At 72.9% G+C, this 21,843-nt stretch carries 20 protein-coding genes and 1 pseudogene; 6 read left to right on the forward strand and 15 right to left on the reverse strand.

What is annotated here, in order from left to right:
* The 12 genes and pseudogenes from HFV08_RS22960 to HFV08_RS23015 all read right to left on the reverse strand — a co-directional run.
* Positions 1 to 519: pseudogene (locus tag HFV08_RS22960) on the reverse strand (hypothetical protein); the annotation flags it as partial.
* Positions 520 to 1,033: 514 nt separating this feature from the next.
* Positions 1,034 to 1,522, reverse strand: a complete 489-nt coding sequence (locus HFV08_RS22965) for a beta-class carbonic anhydrase (protein WP_168541957.1) — start codon at positions 1,520 to 1,522, stop codon at positions 1,034 to 1,036.
* 134 nt (positions 1,523 to 1,656) lie between these two features.
* Positions 1,657 to 2,928 (reverse strand): alpha-L-fucosidase, encoded by a 1,272-nt coding sequence (locus HFV08_RS22970; protein ID WP_168541959.1) that lies wholly within the window; start codon positions 2,926 to 2,928, stop codon positions 1,657 to 1,659.
* Positions 2,929 to 2,998: 70 nt separating this feature from the next.
* On the reverse strand, positions 2,999 to 3,850 hold the full coding sequence (locus HFV08_RS22975; protein WP_168541961.1) for an amidohydrolase family protein: 852 nt from the start codon (positions 3,848 to 3,850) through the stop codon (positions 2,999 to 3,001).
* Positions 3,851 to 3,854: 4 nt separating this feature from the next.
* On the reverse strand, positions 3,855 to 4,166 hold the full coding sequence (locus HFV08_RS22980; RefSeq protein ID WP_168541963.1) for an L-rhamnose mutarotase: 312 nt from the start codon (positions 4,164 to 4,166) through the stop codon (positions 3,855 to 3,857).
* On the reverse strand, positions 4,163 to 4,828 hold the full coding sequence (locus HFV08_RS22985; RefSeq protein ID WP_168541965.1) for a LutC/YkgG family protein: 666 nt from the start codon (positions 4,826 to 4,828) through the stop codon (positions 4,163 to 4,165). Before HFV08_RS22985 ends, HFV08_RS22980 begins: the two co-directional genes overlap by 4 nt.
* Complete coding sequence (locus HFV08_RS22990; protein WP_168541967.1) at positions 4,825 to 6,318, reverse strand: LutB/LldF family L-lactate oxidation iron-sulfur protein; 1,494 nt, start codon at positions 6,316 to 6,318, stop codon at positions 4,825 to 4,827. The genes HFV08_RS22985 and HFV08_RS22990 overlap by 4 nt, the downstream gene beginning before the upstream one ends.
* On the reverse strand, positions 6,315 to 7,055 hold the full coding sequence (locus HFV08_RS22995; protein WP_168541969.1) for a (Fe-S)-binding protein: 741 nt from the start codon (positions 7,053 to 7,055) through the stop codon (positions 6,315 to 6,317). Before HFV08_RS22995 ends, HFV08_RS22990 begins: the two co-directional genes overlap by 4 nt.
* 4 nt (positions 7,056 to 7,059) lie before the next feature.
* Positions 7,060 to 8,058 (reverse strand): aldo/keto reductase, encoded by a 999-nt coding sequence (locus HFV08_RS23000; RefSeq protein WP_312885793.1) that lies wholly within the window; start codon positions 8,056 to 8,058, stop codon positions 7,060 to 7,062.
* Positions 8,055 to 8,804 (reverse strand): SDR family NAD(P)-dependent oxidoreductase, encoded by a 750-nt coding sequence (locus HFV08_RS23005; RefSeq protein WP_168541971.1) that lies wholly within the window; start codon positions 8,802 to 8,804, stop codon positions 8,055 to 8,057. Before HFV08_RS23005 ends, HFV08_RS23000 begins: the two co-directional genes overlap by 4 nt.
* A gap of 4 nt (positions 8,805 to 8,808) precedes the next feature.
* Entirely contained in the window at positions 8,809 to 10,131 is a 1,323-nt protein-coding gene (locus HFV08_RS23010; RefSeq protein ID WP_168541973.1) for an L-fuconate dehydratase, read from the reverse strand.
* 19 nt (positions 10,132 to 10,150) lie between these two features.
* Positions 10,151 to 11,002, reverse strand: a complete 852-nt coding sequence (locus tag HFV08_RS23015; protein ID WP_168541975.1) for a fumarylacetoacetate hydrolase family protein — start codon at positions 11,000 to 11,002, stop codon at positions 10,151 to 10,153.
* A 636-nt stretch (positions 11,003 to 11,638) separates the two neighbouring features.
* Here HFV08_RS23015 and HFV08_RS23020 point away from each other — a divergent pair.
* From HFV08_RS23020 to HFV08_RS23035, 4 genes are all read left to right on the forward strand, one after another.
* A complete protein-coding gene (locus tag HFV08_RS23020; protein WP_168541977.1) occupies positions 11,639 to 12,682 on the forward strand; it encodes a sugar ABC transporter substrate-binding protein in 1,044 nt (347 codons plus the stop codon).
* A gap of 94 nt (positions 12,683 to 12,776) precedes the next feature.
* A complete protein-coding gene (locus HFV08_RS23025) occupies positions 12,777 to 14,354 on the forward strand; it encodes a sugar ABC transporter ATP-binding protein (RefSeq protein WP_168541979.1) in 1,578 nt (525 codons plus the stop codon).
* The gene (locus HFV08_RS23030) at positions 14,338 to 15,375 is read left to right on the forward strand and encodes an ABC transporter permease (RefSeq protein ID WP_168541981.1); all 1,038 of its coding nucleotides are present in this window, start codon (positions 14,338 to 14,340) and stop codon (positions 15,373 to 15,375) included. The genes HFV08_RS23025 and HFV08_RS23030 overlap by 17 nt, the downstream gene beginning before the upstream one ends.
* Positions 15,376 to 15,542: 167 nt before the next feature.
* Complete coding sequence (locus HFV08_RS23035; RefSeq protein ID WP_168541983.1) at positions 15,543 to 16,247, forward strand: FadR/GntR family transcriptional regulator; 705 nt, start codon at positions 15,543 to 15,545, stop codon at positions 16,245 to 16,247.
* A 31-nt stretch (positions 16,248 to 16,278) separates the two neighbouring features.
* On the opposite strand, the gene HFV08_RS23040 is transcribed toward HFV08_RS23035, so the two are convergent.
* From HFV08_RS23040 to HFV08_RS23050, 3 genes are all read right to left on the reverse strand, one after another.
* On the reverse strand, positions 16,279 to 18,066 hold the full coding sequence (locus tag HFV08_RS23040) for a sigma-70 family RNA polymerase sigma factor (RefSeq protein WP_168541985.1): 1,788 nt from the start codon (positions 18,064 to 18,066) through the stop codon (positions 16,279 to 16,281).
* A 141-nt stretch (positions 18,067 to 18,207) separates the two neighbouring features.
* Complete coding sequence (locus HFV08_RS23045) at positions 18,208 to 18,609, reverse strand: DUF4873 domain-containing protein (protein ID WP_168541987.1); 402 nt, start codon at positions 18,607 to 18,609, stop codon at positions 18,208 to 18,210.
* On the reverse strand, positions 18,516 to 19,433 hold the full coding sequence (locus HFV08_RS23050) for a TetR/AcrR family transcriptional regulator (RefSeq protein WP_168541989.1): 918 nt from the start codon (positions 19,431 to 19,433) through the stop codon (positions 18,516 to 18,518). Before HFV08_RS23050 ends, HFV08_RS23045 begins: the two co-directional genes overlap by 94 nt.
* 78 nt (positions 19,434 to 19,511) lie before the next feature.
* Between HFV08_RS23050 and HFV08_RS23055 the strand changes: the two genes are divergently transcribed.
* Positions 19,512 to 20,420 carry an AurF N-oxygenase family protein gene (locus HFV08_RS23055; RefSeq protein ID WP_168541991.1) on the forward strand — a complete coding sequence of 303 codons (909 nt, stop codon included), beginning with the start codon at positions 19,512 to 19,514 and terminating at the stop codon, positions 20,418 to 20,420.
* A gap of 123 nt (positions 20,421 to 20,543) precedes the next feature.
* Positions 20,544 to 21,812, forward strand: a complete 1,269-nt coding sequence (locus HFV08_RS23060; protein ID WP_168541993.1) for a winged helix DNA-binding domain-containing protein — start codon at positions 20,544 to 20,546, stop codon at positions 21,810 to 21,812.
* Positions 21,813 to 21,843: the final 31 nt, after the last annotated feature.

Raw genomic sequence — 21,843 nt, forward strand, 5'->3', positions numbered from 1 at the left:
GATCCAGCCGTCGAGGTTGTTCGCGTAGGTGGGCTTGCGGTCCGAGGAGCGGTTGGCGGCGGGCTTGTCCTTGCGGTCGGCCTTCGCCTTGCCCTCGGCCTTCTCGCCCTTCTTCTCCGGCTTCTCGGACTTGGCGTCCTTCTTCTCGGCCTTCTCGTCCTTCGCGGGCTTGTCGGCCTTCTCGGTCTTCGTGCCGAGCTTGGCGTCGGCGTCCTTGACCTTCTGGTCGGCACCGGCGTTCTGGTTGGTGATGTCGGTGTGCGTCTCCTTGACCTGGGTCGCCGAGGCGGGCGCGGCGTCGGTGGTGCTGGTGCTGCCGCCGTCGGTGGTGGCCAGGCCGAGGGTGAGGGCGGTGGCGCCGAGGGTGGCGACTCCGGCCATCGTGTACTTCTGGGCCCGGTTCAGGTCACGCGTGTAGGCGGCGGTGGCGTCCTTGGCCTGGACGGCCTTTGCCTGCGTGTAGTTCTGGGCCTTGGCGAAGTGCTTTCCGAGACCGTGAATCGTCGTGTTCTTGGGCATGGGGGAGACCTCTTCTTCAGGTACGGAGGAGGTCGCTCTCTCTGTCCGGGGGACGGTTCCGGCGTAAACGGCCTGGGGTTTTCCCAGTGGCGCCGAGCGACATGGACCAGTTTTAGCGAGCCGATTTGCGCTTGGCAAAGGTCCGTCATACGAAGCCGCCTAGTGGGAATCGGGGTGGCCGAAAGTCCCGGGACCACCGTGAATGCCCGGCGCTTTTCAGGAGCGCGCCCACTAGAGAGTTTCGTACGTGACGTGGCTCCTATTGCGCAGCTCACATCGGCCCCCTTTTACGGGAACAATCCGCTGCCGATCCGTCGCGCGCGGTGAAATGGCGGCGGGACCTGTGGTGCCGCAATTCCGGGACGTATGGCCCTGCCGCGGCGGGGCAGAAATGCCGATCGCCGTCCCCGCGGGAGTGCGGGAACGGCGACAGGGAACGACGACAGGGGTGTGCGGCGCTTTCGGGGGACGGTCCGGACCGGGGCCGGGCCCGCCCGGGCGCCCCGGGGCGTGCTCAGTCCACCTCGCGCAGGCGCCCGGTGGCGACATCGAAGACGAAGCCGCGCACGGAGTCCTGGTGCGGCACGAAGGGGCTGCCGGTGATGCGCCGGACGGACTGGCGCACATCCTCGTCCAGGTCGGGGAAGGCCTCGCTGGACCAGTTCGGGCGGACGCCGGTCTCGCCCTCCACCTGGCTCAGGAACTCCCCGTCGGTGAAGGTCAGCATGCCGCAGTCGGTGTGGTGGATGAGGATGATCTCCTCGGTGCCGAGCAGGCGCTGGCTGATGGCGAGGGAGCGGATCTCGTCGTCGGTGATCACCCCGCCCGCGTTGCGGATCACATGGGCCTCGCCCTCCTGGAGGCCGAGGAGGCCGTAGACGTTCAGCCGGGCGTCCATGCAGGCCACCACGGCGACCTTGGAGGACGGTGGCAGGGGGAGCGGGCCCTCGAAGGAGGCCGCGTAGTGCTGGTTGTTGGCCAGGTACCGGTCGGTGACGGTCATGCCGGTCTCGCTTTCCTCGGCGGAGGGTGCCAGGCCAGCGAGGCTAGCCCCGCCGCCCGCCCCGCCCTGCTCCACCGCCCGCCCCGCCACGAGACCGCAACACCCGCGCAATGAGCGGTACGCGACCGCGGCCCTCAGTCCCGCCCCTGCCCCTCGTACACCTCCAGTTCCCCGTCCAGTTCGACCGCGAGCACCGTGCCGTGGGCGGCGAGGTCCTCCGGCGCGGGGGCGTCGATCCAGAGCACCCCGGGGACCTCGTGCAGCCCGCCGGTGACCCGGTGGCCGAGCGGCGTACCCGTGCCGAGGACGCTCACCCGCCGTACCGGGGTGCGCAGCCCCCGGACCGACACGGTCTCGGCCGGGGGGTCGAAGCAGACCAGGTACAGGGTCCTGCGATCCGCGGACAGGGTGCTCGGGCCGTAGTGGTGGCCGGGCGGCAGTCCGCCGGTGGTGCCGTACACCGCCGCCGCGTGCCGCCGCACCCAGGCGCCGAGGCCCTCCAGGGGCGCGGCCGCCTCCTCGGGGATCGAGCCGTCCTCGCGCGGGCCGACCCCGAGGAGCAGATTGCCGCCCATCCCGACGGTCTCCGCGAAGCAGCGCACCAGCATCCCGGGCGTCTTGTGGTTGCGGTCCGAAGGCCGGTACCCCCAGGAGTCGTTGAGGGTCAGGCACAGCTCCCAAGGGGTCTCGGGGGCCCGCATCGGCAGCCCCTGCTCGGGGGTCGCGTAGTCGCCGTGGCCGAGCAGACGCGCGTTGCAGACGGTACGGGGCGAGTGCGCGCGGATCCGGGCGGCCAGCGCGGCCACGGCCCACTGCTCCTCGGAGCGCTCCCACTCGCCGTCGAACCAGAGCAGGTCCGGGGCGTATCCGTCCAGCAACTCGTCCACCTGCCGGTCGCGGTAGGCCAGGTAGCGGGCCCAGGCCTCCGGGTCCTCGCGGCCCTCGGGCGGGGTGACATAGGGGCTGTCCACCAGCTCCGGGTGCGGCGGCCGGGGGTGCCGGGCGCTGGCGTAGTCCGGGTGGTTCCAGTCGGAGAGCGAGTAGTACAGGCCCACCTTGAGTCCGTGCTCGCGCATCGCCCGCGCGTAGGGGGCCAGCAGGTCGCGGCTGGCCGGGGAGTGCCGTACGACGTCGAGCCCGCCCGCCGCCGAGTCCCACAGGGCGATGCCGTCGTGGTGCCGGGCGGTGAGCACCGTGTAGCGGGCGCCCACGCGGCGGAAGAGGTCCGCCCAGGCATCCGGGTCGTAGGCCGAGGCGGTGAAGCCGTCGAGCTGCGCCAGGTACCGCTCCCGCGGCACCACCCCGTCGAAGAAGGCCCAGGACTCGGGGACCCCGTCCACCGCGTAGACGCCCCAGTGCAGGAAGACGCCCAACTTGGCGTCGGTGAACCAGTCTTGCCTCGTCATGGTGGCGGTCGCGCTCTCTCGGTGGTGCGGTCTTCGGGTCGACTGCGGTGCGGGGGAGGGGCGGTGGGGGTCAGGGGGCCAGGCCGTACACCCGGGTGGCGGTGCCGCCGAAGACGGCCGCCCGCTCGTCCGCGCCCAGCCCGCCGGTCAACACGCGGGCGGCTTCGACGACTTGGCCGTAGGAGGCGGCCAGGGTGCACACCGGCCAGTCGGAGCCGAACATCAGGCGCTCCGGGCCGAAGGCGGTCAGGGCGGTCTCGGCGTACGGGCGCAGCCCGGCCGTGGTCCAGTGCTGCCGGTCGGCCTCGGTGACCAGTCCGGAGAGCTTCGCCGCGGTGTTGGCCTCGGCGGCGAGCCTGCGCAGGTCCGCCGCCCAGGGTTCGAGGGTGCCCGCGGCGATCGGCGGCTTGCCCAAGTGGTCCAGGACGAAGGTGAGTTGGGGCACGGCCCGGGCGGCTGCCACGGCGGCGGGCAGCTGGTGCGGCAGCACGACCAGGTCGTAGACGAGCCCGGCCGCGGCCACCGCGGCGAGTCCGCGCAGGACCTCCGGGCGCAGCAGCCAGCGCGGGTCCGGCTCGCCCTGCACCTGGTGGCGGATGCCCACCAGGCGTGCCCCGCCCGGGAGTTCGCGCAGCGCGGCGAGGCGGTCCGCGACGGCCGGGTCGGTGAGGTCCGTCCAGCCGACCACGCCCCGCACCAGCGGATCGGCCGCAGCGAGCCGCAGGAACTCCGGGGTCTCCGCGGCCACCGTCACGGTCTGCACAAGCACGCTCGCGCCCACCCCGGCCGCCTCGGCCTCCGGCCGCATCCCGTCCAGGGTGAAGCTGCGCCGCAGCGGTGCCAGGCCCTCGCCCGCGAGCCACTCCTGCGGGCGGACGGCCAGGTCCCAGACGTGGTGGTGCGCGTCCACGAGCACGCTCATCGCCTCACAGCTCCCAGACCACCGGGAGCCCGGCACCGGCTCCCCCGGCGGAGTAGTCGTGCACCACATCGAGGAGTCCGGCCATCCGCGCCTGCCAGGCGACATTGACCGGGAGCTGCTCCAACTCGGCGAGGAGGCGGGCGTAGTCCTCGCAGTCGAGGAGGTGGAAGAGGTCGGTACCGCTGCGCCAGATCGTCCAGGAGCGGGTACCGGCCGCGCGGATCGCCGCCGTCAGCTCCGCGGGCACCTCCCGGTGCGCCCGCTCGTACTCCTCGATCCGGTCCGCCCGGACCCGGGTGTGCAGAGCGACCCTCACCGGCTCGCCCCTTTCTCGGCGATCTCGCCGACCTCGCCGACGAGGACGACGTCGAGGCGGCGCGGGCCGTGTACGCCCTCCACCCGGTTGAGTTCGATGTCGCTGGTGGCCGAGGGACCGGAGACGAAGGTGAGCGGCCGGTACGGGTCGAGCAGGCGCAGCGCCTCGGGGACGTCGCCCACGATCTGCTCCGCGCGCAGTACGCAGATGTGGTGGTCCGGCAGCAGGGTCAGCACCCGGCGGCCCTGGCCCGGGCCCGCGTCGAGGACCAGGGTCCCGGTGGCGGCGACACCGAGGGCCGCGGTGGTCAGCACCGCGTCGGCCGCGTCCAACTCCTCGACGCCGAGCGGCGGTTGGTCCCGCAGCCAGCTCCACTCACCGGGCGGCAGGAAGTCCGCGGGGAAGCCCCCGGGCAGCACCACCCTCCGGGCGCCCCGCTCGCCGAGCAGCCGGGCCACGGCCGCCGGTGCCCCGGCCGGGGCGCAGGTGACCACCCGCGCCCGGTAGTAGGCCACCCGCTCCGCGAAGACGGCGGCCTCCTCGCCGCGTACATGGCTGTCGCGGTAGGCGCGGGGCACGGCCACGTCCCCGGGCTGCTCGGTGCGCGGCACGTCCGCGAGCGCGCTCCGCACCCGCCGCAGGATCTCCGTACGCGAGCTCATGTCCCCTCCTTCTGGTCCTTCTTGTCGTTCTCGTCCTGCCGTCCGCCGTCGGTCCGCTTCCACCAGGCGCGGAAGGACTCCGCGGGCGGCACCGGCAGGTCCCGGGAGTCCGTCCAGCCGGAGAGCGGCCCCGGCAGCCGCCGTACCGAGTGCCCGAGGAGGCGCCCGCCCAGTGAGGCCGCCTTCTGCGCCGCGGCGAGCCGGGCGGGGGAGGCGAGCACGGACCCCGCGGCCTTCATCACCACGGCCTCGGCGGTCGGCAGCCGCCGCCGGGCGCGCGCGGCCTCCACCACCTCGGCGCGCAGATGGGTCAGCACCTCCGGGATGTTGATCTTCACCGGGCAGGCGTCGTAGCAGGCCCCGCAGAGGGTGGAGGCGAAGGGCAGCGAGGCCGCGTTCTCGACGCCGACCAGCTGCGGGGTGAGCACCGCCCCGATCGGCCCCGGGTACACCGAGCCGTAGGCGTGCCCGCCGGTGCGCTCGTAGACCGGGCAGACGTTGAGGCAGGCGGAGCAGCGGATGCAGTGCAGGGCCTGGCGGCCGTGCCGGTCGGCGAGGGTCGCGGTGCGGCCGTTGTCCAGCAGCACCAGATGGAAGGCCCGGGGTCCGTCGCCCGGTGTCACCCCGGTCCACATCGAGGTGTACGGGTTCATCCGCTCGCCGGTGGAGGAGCGCGGCAGGAGCTGGAGGAAGACCTCCAGGTCGGCGAAGGAGGGCACCAGCTTCTCGATGCCCATCACCGTGATCAGGGTCTCCGGGAGGGTCAGGCACATCCGCCCGTTGCCCTCCGACTCCACCACGGCGACCGTACCGGTCTCGGCGACGGCGAAGTTGGCCCCGCTGACCGCGACCTTGGCGCGCAGGAACTTCTCCCGCAGATGCAGCCGCGCGGCCTCCGCGAGCGCCTTCGGCTCGTCGCTCAGGTCCTCGGGCGCGGGACGGCCGTAGCGGGCCATCGCGGTACGGAAGATCTCCCGGATCTCCGCGCGGTTGCGGTGGATCGCGGGGACCAGGATGTGCGAGGGCCGGTCGTCGGCGAGCTGCACGATCAGCTCCGCGAGGTCGGTCTCGTAGGCGCTGATGCCCGCCTCGGCGAGGGCCTCGTTGAGGCCGGTCTCCTGGGTGGCCATCGACTTGATCTTCACCACCTCGCGCTCGCCGGTGGCGTGCACCAGGTCCGCGACGATCCGGTTGGCCTCCGCGGCGTCGGCGGCCCAGTGCACCTGGCCGCCCGCCCGGGTCACCGACTCCTCCAACTGCTCCAGATAGCGGTCGAGATGGCGCAGGGTACGGCGCTTGAGGGCCTCGCCGGCCGTACGCAGCTCCTCCCAGTCGTCCAGCTCCCCGGTGACCGCGAGGCGGCGCTCGCGGATGGTCGTGGTGGCGCGGCGCAGATTGCCGCGCAGCTGCTCGTCCTTCAGGAGCGGGCGGGCCGCCTCCGGGAAGGAGGGCGAGCCGAGCCAGACCACATTGGTCCCGGACCCCGTCATACGGCGGCCTCCTCGGTCGAGGCGAGGATCTCCGCCAGATGGACGGTGCGCACCCCGCTCCGCAGCCGGGCGAGACCACCGCCGATGTGCAGCAGGCAGGAGTTGTCGGCGGCCGAGAGCACCCCGGCCCCGGTGCCCCGCACCTCGCGCAGCTTGTCGGCGAGCATCGCGGTGGAGGTCTCGCTGTTCTTCAGCGCGAAGGTCCCGCCGAAGCCGCAGCAGGAGTCCGCGCCCGGCAGCTCCACCAGGTCGATCCCCCGTACGGCGCGCAGCAGTTGGAGCGGTTTGTCGCCGACCCGGAGCATCCGCAGCGAGTGGCAGGTCGGGTGGTAGGTGACCCGGTGCGGGTAGTACGCGCCCACATCGGTGACCTTCAGCTCGTCGACCAGGAACTCGGAGAGTTCGTACACCCGCGGCAGCAGGTCCGCCACGGCGCCGCGCAGCCCGTGGTCGCCGTACTGCGCCGCGGTCACCGGATGGCCCTCGCGCACCATGCCCGCGCAGGAGGCGGAGGGGGTGATCACGGCGTCGTACTCCGCGAAGACCTCCGCGAAGCGGCGGACCAGCGGCAAAGTCTCGGGGCGGTAGCCGGTGTTGAAGTGCATCTGGCCGCAGCAGGTCTGCTGCAGGGGGAAGTCGACCCGGTGGCCGAGCCGTTCCAGGAGCCGGACCACGGCCTTGCCGGTCTGCGGATGGAGCGTGTCGTTGAAACAGGTGAGGAACAAGGCGAGGCGCATCTGCTCATCTCCTCGACGGGACGGGGACGCCGGGCTCCAGTCGGCCATGCTCGGCGAGTTCCGACCAGAGGGCCCCGGGTACTTCGGTGGCCATCATGACGGCCGCGTCCCGTACCTCGGCGGCGCTGCGGGCCCCGGTGAGCACACTGGCCACCGCCGGGTGCCCGAGCGGGAACTGCAGCGCGGCGGCCCGCAGCGGCACCCCGTGCCGGGCGCAGACCCGCTGCAACTCCACCGCGCGGCCGAGGAGTTCGCGCGGGGCGCGGGCGTAGTCGAAGGTGGCTCCGGGGCGCGGGTCGGCGAGCAGCCCGGAGTTGTAGACCCCGCCGAGGACCACGTCCACCCCGCGCGCCTCGGCGAGCGGCAGCAGTTCGGCGAGGCCGCTCTGGTCGAGGAGGGTGTAGCGGCCCGCGAGGAGCACCACGTCGAGGTCGGTCTCGCGCAGGAAGCGGGCGGGCAGCGCGCACTGGTTGACGCCGATGCCGACGGCGCCGAGCACACCCTCCTGCCGCAGCCGCTCCAGGGCCGGATAGGCCTCGTCCAGGGCCTGGACCACATGGTCGTCCGGGTCGTGCAGATAGGCGATGTCCACCCGGTCCAGGCCCAGCCGGGTCAGCGACTCCTCCAGGCCGCGGCGCACGCCCTCGGCGCTGAAGTCCCAGCGGCGCCGGTGGGTGGCGGGCACCGCGAAGCCGTTCGCGAGGTCGTCGCCCCCGGCGCGGGGCCGGGGTTCGAGCAGCCGCCCCACCTTGGTGGAGAGCGTGAAGGCGGCCCGCGGCAGCCCCCGCAGCGCGGCGCCGAGCCGCCGCTCGGACAGGCCGAGTCCGTAGTGCGGGGCGGTGTCGAAGTAGCGGATGCCCGCCTCCCAGGCGGCGGCCACGGTCTCCTCGGCCTCCGCGTCGGTCACCGGGGTGTAGAGGTTGCCGAGGGAGGCCGCGCCGAAGGACAGGGCGCCGAGGGCGATCCTGCCGGGGCGCGGTGGGGGGTGGCGCGGAAGGGTCACGGCCGCGGCTCCGGTCGCAGCCGCAGTCCGGCCATGCCGCCGTCCACGGCGAGCGCGGTGCCGGTGACCGTTGCCGCCGCCGGGCTCGCCAGGTAGACGATGGCGGCGGCGACCTCCTCGGGACCGACCAGGCGCCCGGTGGGCTGGCGGGCGCTCAGCGCGCGGCGTTCGGCGGCGGGGTCCTCGGCGGCGTCCAGGAGCCGCCCCACCCAGGGGGTGTCCACGGTGCCGGGGTTGACGCAGTTGACGCGGATGCCCTCGCGGACGTGGTCGGCGGCCATGGCCAGGGTCAGCGAGAGGACCGCGCCCTTGCTCGCCGAGTACAGGGCGCGCTGCGGCAGTCCCGCGGTCGCGGCGATGGAGCAGGTGTTGACGATCGCGGCGTGCGGGGAGCGCCGCAGCTGGGGCAGGGCGGCACGGCTGGTGCGGACGATGCCGAGGACGTTCACGTCCAGGACCCGGTGCCACATCTCGTCGGGGTTGTCCTCGACGGTGCCGGCCGCCCCGATGCCCGCGTTGTTGACCAGGACGTCGATCCCGCCGAGCGCCGCCGCGGCGTCCGCGACCGCCGTACGCACCGACGCGTCGTCGGCGACGTCGGCGGTGAAGCCGAGGGGCGCCGCGCCCGGGTCGAGGTCGAGCACGGCCACCCGGGCGCCCCGGGCGGCGAGCGCCCGCGCGGTGGCCTCGCCGATGCCGGAACCGCCGCCGGTGACCAGGGCCCGTACTCCGCTGAGCTCTGTCATGTCCCTACCGTCCTTCCGTGAGAGCGTCCGCCGCCCAGAACACGCCGTCCGGGTAGCGGTAGGTGTCCAGTGAGCGCGGGTGCATCTGCGCCGAGAAGCCGGGCGCGGTGGGCGCGAGGTAGTGGCCGCGGGCCAGGGCCACCGGGGTCACGAAGTGCTCGTGCAGATGGTCGACGTACTCGATGACCCGGTTCTCGGTGGTGGCGGAGAGGGCGAGGTAGTCGAACATCGAGAGGTGCTGGACGAGTTCGCACAGGCCCACGCCGCCCGCGTGCGGGCAGACCGGCACCCCGAACTTCGCGGCGAGCAGCAGGATCGCCAGGTTCTCGTTGACCCCGCCGACGCGGGCGGAGTCGAGCTGGAGCACGTCGATGGCCCCGGCCTGGAGCAGCTGCTTGAAGACGATGCGGTTCTGCACGTGCTCGCCGGTGGCGACCTTGACCGGGGCGACGGCGCGGCGCACCGCGGCGTGCCCGAGGACGTCGTCCGGGCTGGTCGGCTCCTCGATCCAGTACGGGTCGAACTCGGCGAGCGCCTTGGTCCACTCGATGGCCTCGGCCACGCTCCACCGCTGGTTGGCGTCGACGGCCATCCGGATGTCCGGGCCGATCACCTGCCGGGCGACCCGGCAGCGCCGGATGTCGTCCTCCAGGTCGGCGCCCACCTTCAGCTTGATCTGGGTGAAGCCGTCGGCGAGCGCCTGGCGGGCGAGCCTGCTGAGCTTCTCGTCGCTGTAGCCGAGCCAGCCGGGCGAGGTGGTGTACGCCGGGTAGCCCCGCTCCCGCAGCAGGGCCTCGCGCTCCGTGCGGCCCCGGCGGCCCGCGCGCAGCAGCTCCTCGGCCTCGGCCGGGGTGAGCGCGTCGGTGAGGTAGCGGAAGTCGACCTGGGAGACCAGCCAGTCCGGTTCGGCGTCGGCGAGGAAGGCCCACAGCGGCTTGCCCGCGCGCTTGGCCGCCAGGTCCCAGACCGCGTTGACCACGGCGCCGATCGCCATGTGCATCACGCCCTTCTCCGGGCCGAGCCAGCGCAGTTGGCTGTCCCCGATCAGGTCCCGGTTGAGGGTGCCGGGGTCCGCGCACAGGGCCGCGACCTCCCGGCCGAGGACATGCTCGCGCAGCGCGTTGATCGCGGCGACCTGGACCTCGTTGCCGCGTCCGATGGTGAAGGTGAAGCCGTGCCCCTCCAGGCCGTCGGCGGCGTCGGTGCGCACGACCACGTAGGCGGCGGAGTAGTCGGGATCGGGGTTCATGGCGTCCGAGCCGTCCAGCTCCCGGGAGGTCGGGAACCGGATGTCGAAGGTGTCGAGTGCGGTGATCCGCGCGGTCACGGAGTTCTCCTCGTTCTCTTCAGGCCCGGGCGAAGGTCTGGCGCTGGCGGCCGAGGCCGTCGATGCCCAGCTCGACGCTGTCTCCCGGGCGCAGGTAGGGAGTTCCGGGCAGACCGAGGGCGACTCCGGCCGGGGTGCCCGTGTTGATGACGTCTCCGGGGCGCAGGACCATGTACTGGCTCAGGTACCAGAGGACGTGGGCGACGTCGAAGATCATGTTCCTGGTGTTGCCGTCCTGGCGCCGGACGCCGTTGACGGACAGGCGCAGCCCGAGGGCCTGGGGGTCGGTGATCTCCTCGGGGGTGACCAGCCACGGCCCGAGCGGATTGAAGGTCTCGCAGGACTTCCCGAGGTCCCACTGACCGGAGTGCTCCAGCTGGAACGCGCGCTCGGAGACGTCGTTGCTGACGGCGTATCCGGCGACGGCGGCGAGGGCCTCGGCGGGGCTTTCGAGATAGCGGGCCTCCCGGCCGAGGACGACCGCGAGTTCCACCTCCCAGTCGGTCTTGGCGGAGCCGCGCGGGATGAGCACGGTGTCCTCGGGTCCGACGACGGTGCCCGGGTCCTTGAGGAAGACCACCGGCCGCGGCGGGATCGCGGCGCCGGTCTCCTCGGCGTGGTCGCGGTAGTTGAGCCCGATGCAGACGATCTTGCCGGGCCGGGCCACGGGGGCGCCGATCCGCAGCCCCCGCGGGTCCAGCTCCGGCAGGGTGCCCGCGGCCAGGGCGGCGGCCACCCGGGCCGGGCCGTCCGCGGCGAGGAAGGCGCCGTCGATGTCCCCGGTGATCCCGGACAGGTCGCGCAGGGCGCCCTCGGCGTCCAGTACGGCGGGGCGTTCGGAGCCGGTCCGGCCCACCCGAAGCAGCTTCATCGCGCGGCTCCTCGTCTGTCGGGAGGGCCTGACTGCCGCCGGAGAGCAGCCGACAAGACCTCCGATGTTTTGTGGGAATGTCGGGACTCTACGACCGATCGCTGGTGCTGGCAAGCAGTTCACCGCCGGGCGCTCGCAGCCCGTACCTCCCTTGTGTGGGTGGGAAATTGCCTGCTGGGCCGGGAAGTCGGCCTTGTTCGCCGTGACGTGCGCAGGAAATTTTCCCAGTGCTCCCCGGAGTCAGGCATCGGAGGAATGAGGCGGGACCCGCGTGGTCGCCGAGGTGTGTCCGTCGTCCGGCGGGCACACCTGTCCCGCGGCGAAGAAGTCGCAGGTCAGACGGCTCTTCCATCGCCGCCATTCATCCGATGACTCATTCTGCATCCATGGGCCTCGTCTGTATACATCCCATGGCGGAGGAACTGCTTCCGGTGTTCTGGCGGGCCGTGGACGGAGCTGGGCCCTGCCCACATTGCCGAATCGTTCCCGGTGCCCCTATTGCCAGCGGAGGGCATCCAAACGTAACGTCCACGACCACAGCGATACATCCGATGACTCGGTTGAGCGGCGACGCTCCCGCGGCACGGATCCGCCCGAGCCGCCCCCTGGACACATCCCCCGAGAGGACCACGGACGATGAAGCCTCGTACCGCCCGCGTCTTTGCCGCTGTCGCCGCGGCCGGACTGCTCACCGCGGCCGCCACCGCCTGCAACCGCGACGGCAGCGACGGCGGCGGCAAGCCCTCGATCGGGATCGACCTGCCCCGGGCCGACTCCGACTTCTGGAACGCCTACGCCGACTACATCAAGGCGGACGTGAAGGCGGGCGGCCTCAACACCCAGCCGGTCAGCAACTCGCAGAACGACGTGACCAAGCTGATCAGCAATGTGCAGGTGATGGAGCAGACCGGGGCCGAGGCCGTGGTGATGGCGCCGCAGGACACCGGGGCGATCACCAGCACCCTCGACCGCCTCGCCAAGAAGAAGATCCCGGTGGTCAGCGTCGACACCCGGCCCGACAAGGGCGAGGTCTACATGGTGGTGCGCGCCGACAACAAGGCCTACGGCACCAAGTCCTGCGAGTACCTCGGCAAGCAGCTCGGCGGCAAGGGCAAGGTGGCCGAACTGCAGGGCGATCTGACCTCGATCAACGGGCGCGAGCGCTCCGAGGCCTTCGCCGCCTGCATGAAGAAGAGGTTCCCGAGGATCAGGGTCTTCGAGCTGCCCACCAACTGGGACGGCGCGGTCGCCTCCAGCAAGCTGCAGACCCTGCTCTCCCAGCACCGCGACCTGAACGGCGTCTACATGCAGGCCGGTGGCGTCTTCCTGCAGCCGACGCTCTCCCTGCTGCGGCAGAAGGCACTGCTGAAGCCCGCGGGCGCCGAGGGCCACATCACGGTCATCTCCAACGACGGCATCCCGCAGGAGTTCGCGGCCATCCGCAAGGGCGAGATCGACGCCACCATCTCGCAGCCCGCCGACCTCTACTCCAAGTACGCGCTGCACTACGCCCAGGCCGCCGCCGAGGGCAAGACCTTCGAGCCGGGTCCCACCGACCACCACTCGGAGATCGTCAAGATCCCCGGCGGCCTGGAGGACCAGCTGCCGGCGCCCCTGGTGACCAAGGAGAACGTCGACGACCAGGAGCTGTGGGGCAACTCCGTCGACAAGAAGAAGTGACGGCGGCCCGCCCGGACCACCGACAGACCCACCGACCCGCAGAGACCCACTGATCCACAGAGACCCACCGACCCACAGAAAGGACGGCCCCGTCATGCCGGACACGGTGACTGCCGCCGCGGTGCCCGTGGTCGAGGCGGCCGGAATCTCCAAGCGCTTCGGAGCGACCGTCGCCCTCAGCGACGCCCGGATCGCCGTCGCCCCCGGGGAGTCGCACGCCCTGGTCGGCCGCAACGGCGCCGGGAAGTCGACCCTGGTCTCGCTGCTCACCGGGATCCAGCGGCCCGACACCGGAACCCTGCGCTTCTCCGGCGAACCCGCCCCCGCCTACGGCGACACCGACGCCTGGCGCGCCAAGGTCGCCTGCGTCTACCAGAAGTCGATGGTCGTCGGCGAACTGACCGTCGCCGAGAACCTCTTCCTGCACCGCCAGAGCACCAGCGGCCTGCGGCCCATCCGCTGGCGGGAGCTGCGCCGCCGCGCCGCCGACCTGCTCGCCGAGTACAGCGTGGACGTGGACCCCACCCGCAAGGTCAGGGAACTGACCGTCGAGCAGCGGCAGTTCGTGGAGATCGCCCGGGCGCTCTCCTTCGGCGCCCGGTTCATCGTCCTCGACGAGCCGACCGCCCGCCTCGACGCCCGCGGCATCGAGCGCCTCTTCACCCGGCTCCGCGACCTCCAACGGCAGGGCGTGGCCTTCCTGTTCATCTCGCACCACCTCCAGGAGGTGTACGAGCTGTGCGCGAGCGTCACCGTCTACCGCGACGCCCGGCATGTGCTCACCGCCCCCGTCGCCGCACTCGGCCACGACGACCTCGTCGAGGCGATGACCGGCGAGAGCGCCGCAAGACCCGCCCCCGGGCGCAAGACCCGGCCGCTGCCCGCCGACGCCCCCGAGGTGCTCAGGGTCAGCGGACTCGCCTACGGGGACCACTTCTCGGGGGTCTCGCTCTCGGTGCGCTCCGGTGAGGTGGTGGGCCTCGCCGGGGCCGCCGCCAGCGGCTGCGTCCAGGTCGGCGAGACCGTCGCCGGGCTGCACCGGGCCGCCGCCGGGAGCGTCGAGGTGGCCGGGCGCCGGGTGCGCAACGGCGATGTGCCCGCCGCCCTGGCGGCCGGGGTCGGCTTCGTCCCCGAGGACCGGCACCTGCAGGGGCTCGTCCACCACCGCAGCGTCGCGGAGAACGCCACGCTCACCGTCAACGACCAGCTCGGCCCGTACGGCACCGTGCTGCCCTCGCGCACCCGCGCCTTCGCCCGGCGGATGATCGCCGAACTCGACGTCAAGACGCCGGACGCCTCGACCCCGGTCTCCGCGCTCTCCGGCGGCAACCAGCAGAAGGTCGTGGTGGCCCGGGCGCTGGCCACCGACCCGCACGTACTGATCGCGATCCGCCCCACCAACGGGGTGGACGTGAAGTCCAAGGAGTTCCTGCTCCGCCGGATCCGGCAGATCGCCGAGGAGGGCCGCGGCGCGGTCGTCGTCTCCGACGAGCTGGACGACCTGCGCGGCTGCGACCGCGTCCTGACCATGTTCCACGGCCGGATGGGGCCCGAGTTCCGCCGGGGCTGGAGCGACGAGCAACTCGTCGCCGCCATGGAGGGCATGTCCGGACCGGACGCCGGGAGCGGGCACAGCCACCACAGGAAGGAAAGCGATGTCCGTCACGACTGACCTCAACGCACCGGAGCGCGGACCGGGCGTCAAGGAGACGGGCCGCGGCGGGCGGCGGATCGACTTCGCGCGGTACCGCGACCTCTCCCTGGTCCCGGTGCTGCTCGTGCTCTGCCTGATCGGCTTCATCGTCTCCCCGGCCTTCCTGACCACCGACAACCTGCTCGGGGTGGCCCAGCAGTCCACCGAGCTGAGCCTGCTCGTGCTGGCCGCCGCGCTGATCCTGATCGTCGGCCGGATGGACCTCTCCCTGGAGTCGACCATCGGCCTCGCCCCGGTGATCGCGGTCTGGCTGGTGCTGCCCGACGCGGGCCGCTTCGCGGGCCTCGGGCTGCTGCCGGTGTGGACGGCGATCCCGCTCTGCCTGCTCGTCGGCGCCGCCGTCGGCGCCCTCAACGGCTTCCTCATCCTGAAGCTGCGGCTCAACGGCTTCATCGTCACGCTCGGCGGGCTCACCATGCTGCGCGGACTCCAGGTCGCCATCTCCAAGGGCAAGTCCATCGTCGACGTACCGCCCTCCTTCCAGTACCTCGGCAGCGCCACCTGGCTCGGGGTGCAGGCCGCGATCTGGATCTGCGTGATCCTCTTCGCCCTCGGCGGCTGCGCGCTCGCCTGGCTGCGGCACGGGCGCGCCCTGTACGCGATCGGCGGCAACCCGGAGGCGGCCCGCGCGGCGGGGATCCGGGTCGACCGGCTCACCTGGACCGTGCTCATCATCGGCAGCGTGCTCGCCGCCTTCGCCGGGATCCTCTACACCGGCCACTACGGCTCCATCTCGGCCGACCAGGGCAACGGCTGGATCTTCCAGGTCTTCGCCGCCACCGTGATCGGCGGGGTCAGCCTCAACGGCGGCCGCGGCACCCTCTTCGGCGCCCTGACCGGCGTCCTCACCCTGCAACTCGTCGTCAACGTCATGACGCTGGCCGGGGTGCCGCCGCTGTGGAACCAGTTCCTCAACGGCGCCATCATCATCGTCGCGCTGATCATCTCCCGCTTCGCCTCCGGCGAGAAGCAGGAGTAGCCGGACCCCTCGCCGCCGCCCGGTCCGCCCTCCGCGGCGACCGGGCGGCGCCGTTCGCGGTACGGTTCCGCAGCCGCCCGCGGCAGGTGCGCGGCGGCCGTCCACACCCCTCGCCCCGGGCTCCGCCTGGCTATGCTGAGGGCAGTTCAGGTCCAGGGAGGATCCGCGTGCCGGTCACCGACGAGGCGATCGAGAAGATCAAGGGAATGATCGTCAGCGGTGAGCTGCGCCCCGGGATGCGGCTGCCCAAGGAGGCCGACCTCGCCGAGCGGCTCGGCCTCTCCCGCAACTCGCTGCGCGAGGCCGTCAAGGCGCTCTCCCTGATCCGGGTGCTCGATGTCCGCCAGGGCGACGGCACCTATGTGACCAGCCTCGAACCGCGGCTGCTCCTGGACGCCCTCGGCTTCGTCGTCGACTTCCACCAGGACGACACCGTCCTGGAGTTCCTGGAGGTACGCCGCATCCTGGAGCCGCAGGCCGCCGCCATGGCCGCCCGCGCGATGCCGGACGCCGAGATCACCGAGCTGCGCCGGGTCCTGGACAGCCTGCCGCCGGACGCCTCCCTCGACCAACTCATCGACAACGACCTGGAGTTCCACCGCAAGCTGGCCCTCGGCTCCGGCAATACGGTGCTCTGCTCGCTGCTCGACGGGCTCAGCGGGCCCACCACCCGGGCCCGGGTCTGGCGCGGGCTCACCGAGGAGGGCGCGGTGGCCCGTACCGTCGAGCAGCACCGCGCGATCTGCGATGCCGTCGCCTCCCGCCGGCCGGACCTGGCCCAGGCCTGGGCGACGGTGCACATCGCCGGGGTCGAGGAGTGGCTGCGCCAGATGCTCGGCTCCGCGGACTCGGCGCTGCCGCCGACCTCGTAGCCGCCCCTCCCGGACCCCGGCGTCCCGGCCGTCAGAGTGCGGTGCCGAAGTTCTGGGTCCAGATCGGGCCGCTCGCGTCCTTGCGCAGGCCGACACCGATCTCCTTGAAGCCGCAGTTCAGGATGTTGGCGCGGTGGCCCTCGCTGTTCATCCAGCCCTCCATGACCTGCGAGGGGGTCTGCTGGCCCGCGGCGATGTTCTCGCCGTAGGTGCTCCAGCGGTATCCGGCGGCGGTGATGCGGTCGCCCGGGTCCCCGCCGTCCGGGTCGGTGTGCGAGAAGTAGTCGCGGTCGGCCATGTCGTCGGAGTGGCCCTGGGCCGCGGACTGCAGCTTCGGGTTGGCCGTCACCGGGCCGCAGCCGTTCTTCGCGCGCTCGGCGTTGACGAGCCGGGTGACCTGGTCGACCTGCGAGCCGCCGCCGGGCTCGGACTTCGGCTCGGCGGTCGGCGTCGGCTTTTCGGTGGGCGAGGGCTTCGCGGAGGACGGCTTCGGCTTGGGCTTCGGCTTCTTCGAGGGGCTCGGTGAACTGCTCTTGCCGGGGCTCTTGCTCGGGCTCGGCGAGGCGGAGGCGCTCGCCGAGGTCACCGGCGCCGAGACGGGTGTCCTGGCCTGTTTGCCGTTGTCCTCGGAGGACCGGGTGCTGGTGTAGACGACCCCGCCGACGGCGAGCAGCAGCACCACCGAGGCGCCCACGGTCACGGCCTGACCGCCCCGCTTGCGCCGGTGCTTCCCCGCGCCGGCGGCGGCGTGCGTACCGCCGGTTCCCCCGTGCGTACCGCCGCCACCGGCTGGTGAACTGCCCGGGTGCCCGCCGCCCGGGTGCCCGCCGGTCCCCGCCGGGGCCCCGCTCTGTGCCGCGTACGTCCCGTCGGCGGGCGGATAGCCGCCCGCCGCCCCGCCGGAGAAGGGATCGCCCGGTGTCCCGCCCGGGCCGCCGGGTATCGCGCCGCCGGATATCGGGTCGCCGGAGGCCGGATGGCCGGGTACCGGTCCGCCCGGTGTTCCGGTCGCCGCGGCGGCCTGGGCGCCGTGGAGGAGTCCGGGTGCCGCGGCGAGGCCCGCGCCGAGCGGCACCAGGGCGAGGCCCACCAGGAGGCGTTCGGCGACGACGAGTCCGGCGCCCTGCTCCGAGCAGAGCGGGCAGTCGCGTACGTGCCGGGCGAGCCGCTTGCGCCAGAGCGCCGAGGGCGAACCGTCCCAGGCCTCGGCGACCTGACCGAGACCCGGGCAGAGCGGGCGCAGCGCGAGGGCGCGTATCACCGTGCGCGCGGTCTCCAGCTGCGCCTTCATCCGCTGGACGCGTACCGCGGTGTGCTGCGGGGAGAGCCCCATGGCCGCGGCGACCTCGGCGCGGCTCAACTGGCCGGAGACCTCCAGCCACCACAGCGAGAGCAGGGCGTTGTCGTCGGGGTCCAGCCAGCGCGTCGCCTCGGCGGTCTCGCGCCGCTGCCCGGAGAGGCCGAGCCGCAGGATGGTCAGATCCACGAAGTCGGCGCCGGGGTCCGCGATCTCCCGGGACTCGGGCAGCGGGCCGGGACTCTGCTCCGCGGGGTTCTGCCAGTGGCGGCGCAGTTCGTTCATCGCGATGGCGAGCAGCCAGGACTGGAAGCTGGCCGGATCGCGCAGGCCGCCGAGCGAGCCCAGCGCGCGCAGCATCGTCTCCTGGACGATGTCGTCGGTGTCGGCGTGCCCGTGCAGGGCGCGGCCGACCACGTTGTACAGGAGCGGCAGGTACGCGCCCACCAGCTCGTCCTGTGCCCGCTGGTCCCCGGTCTGCGCGGCCCGCACCAGGGCAACGGCATCGTATTCGCTGCTCACGGCCTCGTCCCCACTCGCTCTCGTCTCGCCTCGGTGGCCCTACACCTTGGGAGACCCCACGGGTGTGCGCGGATAACAGAAAACAGCATCCGGGTCGTGGAAGAACAGAGCGGGCGGCCGTACGAAATCCCTGAGCGGGCGTCAGCCCGGTCCGTCTCCGGCGCCCCCGGCCCGGCTCTGTGGCGCGGCTCCGCCCTGCTCCTCGTCGACCGGGAACGGCGGCCGGCCGGTGCCGGTGATCCGGTAGCGGTGCCAGAGGTCGGGGTCCGCGAGCTCGCCCTCGGACTCGCCGTACGGGGTCCTGAGCGCCCCCTTCGCGCGCTTGCCCCGGAGCAGCTCCGCGAGTCCGGAGTCGGCGGCGATCCGCCCGTACCAGTGGTACTTGCCGTCGATGGGCTGGAAGTGCCCGCGCAGGTCCACCTCGACGGGGTGCTCCGCGCCGGCGACCGTCAGCCGCGCCGGGCCGCGGTATCCCTCCTCCGGCTGCTCCGCGCCGTGCTCCCCGGCGGGGAGGTCCGGCGGGGCGAGGGGGGAGTCGGGCATGACGGGTCTCCTTCGTCGGGGCCGGACGGCTCGGCGGACGCGGGGGCGGCGGGCGCGCCCGGCGGCTCCAGGAAGGAGGCGGACGGGGCGGACCCGGCGGGAGCGGACCCCGGCGGCGCGGTGGCCCGGGTCGCCTGGATGTCGGGGGCGTTGACGGCGACCTCGGGGTCGAGCTCCACGCCGTGGCGGCGGAGCACCCCGTCGATCAGCGACCAGATGAAGCCGACCAGGTGCTCCTCGACCTCGGCGCGGTCGCTGCGCGGGTCGGTGGTCCACCACTCGGCCGTGCTCTGCACCATGCCGACGATCGCGTGGGCCATCGGCGCGGCGGCCCGTTCGGTGATGCCGAAGGCGAAGAGGTACTCGTCGAAGGCGTGGGCGAGGGTGGCGGCGATGACGCTCTTGCCCGCCTCCACCCCGCTGTCCCCGGCCTCGGCTCCGCCCGGCTGGGTGCGCCGGATGAACCAGTAGAGGTTGGGCTGCTCCTCGATCAGCGAGAGATAGCCCCGTACCGCGGCCCTGATCCGGTCCCGGGGCGAGGCGGTGTCGTCCAGGGCGGGGGCGAGCCTGGTCACCAGGAGCTCGGCGCCGCGCTCGTGGATGGCGTCCTGGAGCCCGGCCTTGTCCTCGAAGTGGCGGTAGAGCACCGGCTTGCTGACCCCGGCCTCCGCGGCGACCTGCTCGACCCGCAACTCGGGCCCGTGCCGGGCGAAGGCGCGCAGGGCGGCGTCGACGAACTCGGCGCGGCGGGCCGCCCGGTGGGTGCGCCACCGCTCCCGCCGTCCGTCCCTGGTTCTGCCGGACTGTCCGCTCTTGACTACCACGGCCCCGAGACTACATGCTACCGAGGGTAAGCGTTACCTAGAAGTAACGGTAAACGCGAGGAAATGGGGACGAGCCGCATGGCCGACACAGCGTCCGCAGCGAACGTCAGCGACCGGGAGAAGACCGCGGCACGGCTGCTGTCCTCCTCGGCCAGGAAGTTCTACGACCCCGAGATCGATCTCGACTGGAATGCCCCCCTCGTCGAGGGCAAGGGCTATATGGTCCCCGAGCGCATCTCCCTCTACGGCACGGACCTGTGGCGGCGCCTGTCCGAGGAGCAGCGCCTCGAACTGGGCAGACACGAGATCGCCACCGTCGCGAGCGTGGGCCTGTGGTTCGAGGTCCTGCTCATGCAGATGCTGCTCAAGGCGATCTACAACGGCGACCCCGGCAGGCAGCACGAGCAGTACGCGCTGACCGAGGTGGCCGAGGAGTGCCGCCACGTCACGATGTTCGCCAAGATGGTCAAGCGCATCGACGCCCCGGCCTACGGCCCGCCCGCCTATGTGCACCAGCTCGCCAAGGTGCTGCCGACCCTCGCCTACGGGCCCGCGATGTTCGGCTCGATCCTGGTCGCCGAGGAGATCCTCGACCGCCTCCAGCGCGAGATGGCGGCCGACGAGTCCCTCCAGCCGCTGATCCGCATGGTCAACCGGATCCACATCATGGAGGAGGCCCGGCACGTCACCTTCGCCCGCGAGGAGGTGGTCCGCGGCATGGGCTCCCTCGGCCGCGCCGAACTGCGCTACCAGCGGCTGATGATCGCCCTGGTCTCCTTCTTCATCACCCGCAGCCTGATCAACCCGCAGGCGTACGCCGCCGTCGGGCTCGACCCCAAGGAGGCCTGGCGGGCCGCGCACCGCAACCCGTACTACCGGGAGACGATGCGGTACTCGGGCGAGCGGATCATGTCCTTCCTGGACGAGAACGGGCTCGTCGGCGCCCCCGGCATGAAGCTGTGGCGCCAGACCCACCTGCTGGGCTGAGGCCCCGAGCCGGGGAGGGGCCGCGGGACCCGGGGAACGCGTCAGGGGTGCGCTCCCCGGGCCCCGCGCGTGGCCGGGGAGTCGCGGACAGCCGTTGTCCGCGAGGGCGGTTAGCGTGCCGCCATGACGAGCAGGCAGCAGCGGGCCACCGCGACGGCCGGGCACCCGACAGCCGGGCCGACCGGACCGAAGACCACCGGGCGGCAGACGGCCGGACGGGAGAAGGCGGCCCGGAAGAAGGCGGCGGGGACCCCGGCCGGGGGTGCGGGCGGCCGGGAGCCCGAGGTGCTCTCCCCGCGTGCCCTGGGCCGGGCCACCCTTGCCCGCCAACTCCTCCTGGAACCGGCCGAGTCGACGGTGCCCGAGGCCCTGGAGCACCTGCTCGGCCTCCAGGCGCAGAACGTCCGGCCGCCCTACTTCGCCCTGGCCGCGCGGCTCGCCCGGTTCCGGCCCGAGGACCTCTCGGCGCCGATGGCCGGGCGCCAGGCGGTCCGGAGCGCCACCCTGCGCTCCACCCTGCACACCCACACCGCCCGCGACCTCCTGCGGCTGCGGCCCTTCGTCCAGCCTGCCAAGGACCGCGAACTGCACCAATTCCGCAAGGGGTTGGCAGGCGTGGACCTGGACCGCCTGAGCGCGCTGGCCCGCGAGCTGGTGGAGGACGAACCGCGCACCATGGCCCAGCTGCGCACCGCCCTCGGCGCCGCGTGGCCGGACGCCGAGCCCCGCGCCCTCGCCATGGCGGCCCGCTCGCTGCTGCCGCTGATCCAGGTGACCCCGCGCGGCCTGTGGGGGCGCGGCGGCCAGGTCGCCCTGACCACCGCGGAGAAGTGGCTCGGCCGGGCGGCGGCCGAGGCGGTCGAGCCGCTCGGCGCCGAAGAGGCCGTCCGCCGCTATCTGGCCGCCTTCGGCCCCGCCTCCGTCAAGGACATGGGGACCTGGTGCGGACTGACCGGGCTGCGCGCCGCGTTCGAGGAACTGCGGCCCGCGCTCCGGGTCTTCCGCGACGAGCACGGCACCGAGCTCTTCGACCTCCCCGAGGCCCCGCGGCCCGACCCGGACACCCCCGCGCCGCCCCGCTTCCTGCCCGAGTACGACAACCTCCTGCTCTCCCACGCCGACCGGACCCGGGTCGTCCCGCCCGTCCACCGGCACCGCCATGTACGCGGCAACCAGGCCTTCCGGACCCTGCTCCTCGACGGCTTCCTCGCCGGGCTGTGGCGGCTCGACGAGGACGGGGTACGGCCGCTGCTCACGGTGGAGCTGTTCGAGGGGGCGAGCCGCGCCGTACGGAGCGGGATCGAGGAGGAGGCCGGGCGGCTGATGTCCCGGATGTGCGCGGCGGGTACCGGCGAGGTCCGCTTCGCCGCGGTGGCCGGGCCGCCCGGCTGAGGCGGCGGGCCCGCGCCCGGTCCGCGCCTGA

It is taken from the genome of Streptomyces physcomitrii (genome assembly GCF_012273655.1).
In the GTDB taxonomy this organism is placed as follows: Bacteria; Actinomycetota; Actinomycetes; order Streptomycetales; family Streptomycetaceae; genus Streptomyces; species Streptomyces physcomitrii.